This window comes from Natronomonas sp., from assembly GCF_036625485.1.
Taxonomy (GTDB): domain Archaea; phylum Halobacteriota; class Halobacteria; order Halobacteriales; family Haloarculaceae; genus Natronomonas.
In genome coordinates, this window is record NZ_JAZKTR010000163.1 from 1 (window position 1) to 5191 (window position 5191).

The window sequence follows — 5191 nt, forward strand, 5'->3', positions numbered from 1 at the left end:
TCGGGGACGACGTTGTGGCCGCCGCCTTCGCCCGTCCACTCCCAGATGACGGTCGTTCCCGGCGAGATCCAGATCGTCGGCGGGTTGAAAGCGAACCCTTCGCCGGCACCGACCTCGACGGTTACCTCGTCTTGATCGCGCAAGTCCTTCGTCGTATCGTACAGGTTGGCGTCGTCCAGATACGAGCCGAACGCCGGCTCAACCTCGCCGCCACCGCCGGAGTCGCCTCCCTCCTCGGCAGCGGCGACCGGCTGGATCGCGCCCGCGGTCGCGCCTGCGGCGACCGTGGCACCGCCAGCAGTACGCATGAATTCCCGCCTTTTCATACAATCGGTCGTCAGGCCTGTGCGTGCTTAAACCCACCGATGGCGGCCTCGCGAGGCGCCAGTTAACGGCCGTTTGAACGGCTGGAAACGGCGTTTCGCCGAGTCGAGACGACAGAACTGGCTGGAACCGTCTATTCGCTCGCGTCGTCGTCCAACGCCGCCATCCCCTCTTCGGACTCCAGCGCCTCGCGGTGGACCCGCTCCATCTCGACCTCCAGTTGCCGGCCGCCGGCCTCGAAGGCCTCCGCCGGCAGGAAGGACGGCCGCTCGTCGGAGCCGGCACCGACCGCGCGCAACCGGTCGCGGTACTGCTGGGAGCGCATCCGGTCCGAGAGCCGGGCGTTCGCCACCGTGACGAACAGCAACACGCCCATCAACAGGAAGACGATACCCAGTGTCAGCACGATGGCACCCGCAAAGCCGAGGTCCAGTACCCCGACGAGGCTCGCGATCCACGCGCCGAAGAACGCTACGCCCGAAAGCGACAGCACGCCGGCGACGACCTGTAACATCTGGTTGCCGAAATCGCCGCTGGCCTCCGGCACCGAATCTGGATGCGGCAGGCCGGCGTCCTCGTCGACGTCGGGGACGTCGTATTCCTCCATCGAACACAGTGCGACCATCGGTTCCACGTCACGCAGGATCGTCCCCGTCCCCTGAATCGACCCGTCGGGCCGGACGATAACGTAGCCCTCGTCCGAGTACGCGACCACGCGTTCGTCCTCGCCCTCGCCGACGCGTTCGACGGCCGCGAAGACCTGCCGCGTCTGGACGTTGTGGCGTAGTTCCGCCTCGACGCGGTCCAGCAGTTCCGCGCCCGTGATCCAGCTGTCGGGGTCGAAGACCGCTTCCCACTCGTCGACGGACATCTCCGCCATATCGGCCGGACTGAACTTCTCGAAATCGTACCGCTCTTCGACCTGTTGGCGGAGTTCCTCGGTCGAAAGCTCCTCCGTCTCCTCGGGGGCATCAGGGTCAGGGCCCGTCTCCGCGGTCCCGTCCCGTTCGTCCTCCGAGGATTGTCGGGAGTCAGCCATTATCGACTGTAGTAGTGTGAACGGCTTACGCTTTCCGACACCCGAACGACCGGCAACCGACGCCGCCGGACGGACACGGCACACTCAAGCGCCTCCCCTCCTAATCGCCGACAATGGCCTCGGAAGCCGCGATCGCGACCGTCGTCCTCGTCGCCGTCGCTGCAAGTTTCCCCTGTTTCATCTACGGTGCGTGGATCATGATTGACCACGACGAGATCACGTGGGGCGTCCTCACCTACCACCTCAAGTTCATCCTCACGGGACTGTTTCTGACGACCGTCCCGCTCATCTTCTGGATGTTCCCCCGTCTCCTCGACCAGTTCGGCGGCTTCGCCGCCGTCCACGCCTTCTTCGGCCTGCAGGCCTACGCCTTCCTCGCGTTCGGCTTTACCGGTATCGTCCGTATCTTCCGCGCGAAATACGAACACGACCTCTACTCGGAGTACGACGAGGACATCCTGTTGGACGAGATCGGCGACGAGAACATGAAATTCTGGCGCCGTCGTCTCCGCGTCGGCGTCTTCGGCTACACCGCCTGCTGGATTATCGCGTTTCTGACCGGGGTCGCACGGTACATCGCGCTGCATCTCCTCTGACTCGGGCGTTCCGAGTCGTCGTAACCAGAGAGTCGGCCAAGAGCCCAGGAGGAGACAGTCGTTTTTAAGCAGTCATAGCCAAAGCCGCCTATCCCGATTCAAGCAGAATCGGGCGGTCTACCACTCGGACCCGTCGGCGAGGTCGACCTCGTGGTCGAGTTTCGAGGACGGACAGATATCCTCCAGCACGCAGTCTTCACAATCGGGGTTCCGCGCGGTACAGGTCTCCCGGCCGTGGCTGATAAGCAGATGCGTGTACTCCTGCCAGTCGGTCGCGGGAACGATATCCATCAGGTCGTCCTCGATTTTCTCGGGGGATTTTTCCTCGGTCAGTCCCAGTCGACGCGAGATCCGCTGGACGTGCGTGTCGACGACGATGCCCTCGACGACCTCGTGGCCGTGCTGGAGGACGACGTTGGCGGTCTTGCGGCCGACGCCAGCGAGGTCGGTCAACTCGGACATCGTATCGGGTACCTCGCCGTCGTGTTTCTCGACGATGTCCTCGCAGGCGGACTTGATGTAGCCGGCCTTGCTGTTGTAGTAGGTGATCGAGTCGATGTCCTCGGCGAGTTCCTCCTCGTCTACCTCGGCGTAGTCCTCGGGGCCGTCGTACTTCTCGAAGAGGTCGGCGGTGACCTTGTTGACCCGCTTGTCGGTACATTGGGCCGAGAGGACGACGGCGATGAGCAGTTCCAGCCGGTTCGAGAAGTTCAGCGATATCTCCGGTTCGGGGTACTCGTCGTAGAGGCGGTCGAGGACCTCGACGACCTGCGCTTCGCGAGAATCGAGTGGCATTCCCATATCGAAGGGGCGGCCGGCCAGCCCTTTGGTGTGTCGGGACGAAGCGGCCAGTCAGAAAGCAGCCGACTGTTCGGGCAGGCCCTCACGCCACGCGGCCTCGCCTGTCGGCGTGCCGGATTCGACCACGCCCTCGAAGACGGCCGACAGTTCCCAGACCTCCTCGCCGAGTTCCTCACACTGGAGACAGACGAGCGAGACCTCCCGCAGCGTCTCGATGGTCGGTTCGACGCCGGTCTGTTCGCGGACGACATCACCGGCGGCCTCGTCGGACGGTTCGTCGACGACGGCGCTAGGGAGCGCCCACCCGTCCTCGCCGGGCACCGCGAGCAGCCCGTCGGAACCCTCGATGCGGGCCTGGACTCGCGCGACGTCACCGTCGGCGGCCGCCTCGGTGAACTCCTCGGGGTCGACACTAACCGTGGTCTGGGTCACATCGAAGCCGTCGTGGTGTTCGTAGAGCGCGTCCAGATATGCAGCTACGTCCGCAGAGGGATGCCGGCCGGACATACACCTCACCATGATTTTCGGACCCATAAAGCCGTCCTATTATTCTCATCTCGCTGGAACCTAAACGGGTCGTTAAACGGGAGTGGCGCGACAGAGTAAGGCGAACCGTTAGAGTACACCAGTCGTGGTCGCCGCCTCGATAGCGGCGTCCTCCTCGATGCCGTCCCCGAGAATCGTATACCGGTCCCGGATCTCGTGGGCCGTCGTCATCGCCTCGATGAACTGCTCGTCGTCGATGCCGAGTTGATCGGCCGTCGTCGGTGCGTCGATGCTCGAAAGCGCCTGCCTGACCTGCTTCCACTCGCCGCCCACGCCGCTGTGGAGGTACTCGGTGACCAGCGAGGCGACGCCGACCTGATGGCCATGCAAGGCCGCACCGGGAGCGATGCGATCCAGTTGGTGAGAGATGAGATGTTCCGCGCCGGAGGCCGGCCGCGAGGACCCGGCGATGGACATCGCGACGCCAGAGGAGACGAGCGCCTTCACGACGACCCACGCCGACTCTTCGAGGCCGCGCTTGATGGAGTCGGACCGCTCGACCAGCATCTCGGCGGTCATCTGCGAGAGCGCGCCCGCGTATTCGCTGTATTCGACGTTCTTCAACCGGTGTGCCAGTTGCCAGTCCTTGACCGCCGTGTAGTTGGAGATGATGTCGGCACAGCCGGCGGTCGTCAGCCGCCACGGTGCCTCGGCGATGAGTTCGGTGTCGGCGATGACCGCCAGTGGCGGGTGAGCCGCAACCGAGTGGCGAGTGTCGCCCTCCGGAACCGACCCTCGCCCCGAGACGATGCCGTCGTGGCTGGCGGCGGTCGGCACCGAGACGAAGCCACAACCGAACTCGTCGGCGGCCATCTTCGCGATGTCTATCGGCTTGCCGCCGCCGAGGCCGATTAGATAGCCGGCGTCGACCTCCTCGGCGGCTTCGAGGACGTCCTCGACGGCCGAGAAGGAGGCCTCCTCGACGATGACGACCGCGGGGTCGTAGCCGGCCGCCTCGAAGTCCGCAGTGAGGCGGTCGGCGGCCAGTTCCTTCGGTGTTGGACTGGTGACGATGAGCGGCCGGCCGGTGAGATAGAGTTCGTCGACGACCTCGACCGCCCGGTCCAGCACGCCGTGGCCGACCACGACGCTCCGCGGGAGGCGAATCCACGTCGATTTCTCGAACATACCGGGATTCCACGACGGCGAGGTAAAACCGTTTGCCCTCCCCCACCCACGCGTTCACCTGTTCCACCGGTTCGTTCCCGCGTTCCCCTATCCTGAGATTTAGGGTGTTGCAGTCCTCGATACGCTATAGATAGCCGCCGTGCATCCCGATGATCGGTCGATGGGTGCGATGGCGGCCGGGAGACACATGCCCGACGACCAGCCCGAACCGCAGTCGTCGACGGCAAGCGCCGCCGACGATACGCCGACACTCGCCGACCGGTATTCCGTCATGACCGACCGGTTCGTCCATGGCGTCGAGTTGGCCGCCGCCTCGGTGTTCGCCCTGCTGTTTGCCATCGGGGTCGTCGACCTCTCCCTGCAGATAATCATGGCCGGCCGCACCGGTGCCATCACCGACCCGAACGTCGTCATCGGCTTCATTGACACCGGGCTGCTGCTGTTGATAATCGTCGAGGTGTATCAGACGGTGCTGGCCTATGTCCGGGAAAGCGAAACCCGTCGCATCGTCAAGCTCATCATTTATACGGGCGTCATCGCGATGGTCAGAAAGGCCATCATCTTCCGAACCACCGAGTACCCGACCGAACTCGATGCCCTCTATGCAGCCACCGCCTACACGATAATCATTTTCGGGCTCGTCGCGCTGCTGTTCGCCGAACGGGTCTACGGGAACGATCTGCCAGTTGGCGACACCTGATTTTAAAACCAGCCTTGTCGAACCACCTATTCGACCGTCCCCAACACGTCCAGCAGC

General features: G+C 64.2%; 6 protein-coding genes and 1 pseudogene. 2 read left to right on the forward strand and 5 right to left on the reverse strand.

Translation table 11 applies throughout. From position 1 onward, the window contains the following. Positions 1-326, reverse strand: a pseudogene (locus V5A53_RS12730) (halocyanin); the annotation flags it as partial. Between the two features lie 131 nt (positions 327-457). Next, positions 458-1363 carry a DUF7319 domain-containing protein gene (locus tag V5A53_RS12735; RefSeq protein WP_332313995.1) on the reverse strand — a complete coding sequence of 302 codons (906 nt, stop codon included), beginning with the start codon at positions 1361-1363 and terminating at the stop codon, positions 458-460. A gap of 113 nt (positions 1364-1476) precedes the next feature. Here V5A53_RS12735 and V5A53_RS12740 point away from each other — a divergent pair, with 113 nt between their 5' ends. Then, complete coding sequence (locus tag V5A53_RS12740; RefSeq protein WP_332313996.1) at positions 1477-1959, forward strand: DUF7321 family protein; 483 nt, start codon at positions 1477-1479, stop codon at positions 1957-1959. A 117-nt stretch (positions 1960-2076) separates the two neighbouring features. Here V5A53_RS12740 and nth read toward each other — a convergent pair whose 3' ends face one another. The 3 genes from nth to V5A53_RS12755 form a co-directional block, all read right to left on the reverse strand. Beyond that, the gene (gene nth / locus V5A53_RS12745) at positions 2077-2760 is read right to left on the reverse strand and encodes an endonuclease III (RefSeq protein WP_332313997.1); all 684 of its coding nucleotides are present in this window, start codon (positions 2758-2760) and stop codon (positions 2077-2079) included. A 51-nt stretch (positions 2761-2811) separates the two neighbouring features. After that, on the reverse strand, positions 2812-3267 hold the full coding sequence (locus tag V5A53_RS12750) for a hypothetical protein (protein ID WP_332313998.1): 456 nt from the start codon (positions 3265-3267) through the stop codon (positions 2812-2814). Between the two features lie 108 nt (positions 3268-3375). Beyond that, positions 3376-4434, reverse strand: a complete 1059-nt coding sequence (locus V5A53_RS12755) for an NAD(P)-dependent glycerol-1-phosphate dehydrogenase (RefSeq protein ID WP_332313999.1) — start codon at positions 4432-4434, stop codon at positions 3376-3378. A gap of 187 nt (positions 4435-4621) precedes the next feature. On the opposite strand from V5A53_RS12755, the gene V5A53_RS12760 reads away from it, so the two are divergent. Next, positions 4622-5134 (forward strand): phosphate-starvation-inducible PsiE family protein, encoded by a 513-nt coding sequence (locus tag V5A53_RS12760; protein WP_332314000.1) that lies wholly within the window; start codon positions 4622-4624, stop codon positions 5132-5134. Positions 5135-5191 lie beyond the last annotated feature (57 nt).

Excerpts from the sequence above, each read along its gene's own strand:
- V5A53_RS12735 (WP_332313995.1), bottom strand. The coding sequence starts at position 1,363 with ATGGCTGACTCCCGACAATCCTCGGAGGACGAACGGGACGGGACCGCG.
- V5A53_RS12740 (WP_332313996.1), top strand. The coding sequence starts at position 1,477 with ATGGCCTCGGAAGCCGCGATCGCGACCGTCGTCCTCGTCGCCGTCGCT.
- nth (WP_332313997.1), bottom strand. The coding sequence starts at position 2,760 with ATGGGAATGCCACTCGATTCTCGCGAAGCGCAGGTCGTCGAGGTCCTC.
- V5A53_RS12750 (WP_332313998.1), bottom strand. The coding sequence starts at position 3,267 with ATGTCCGGCCGGCATCCCTCTGCGGACGTAGCTGCATATCTGGACGCG.
- V5A53_RS12755 (WP_332313999.1), bottom strand. The coding sequence starts at position 4,434 with ATGTTCGAGAAATCGACGTGGATTCGCCTCCCGCGGAGCGTCGTGGTC.
- V5A53_RS12760 (WP_332314000.1), top strand. The coding sequence starts at position 4,622 with ATGCCCGACGACCAGCCCGAACCGCAGTCGTCGACGGCAAGCGCCGCC.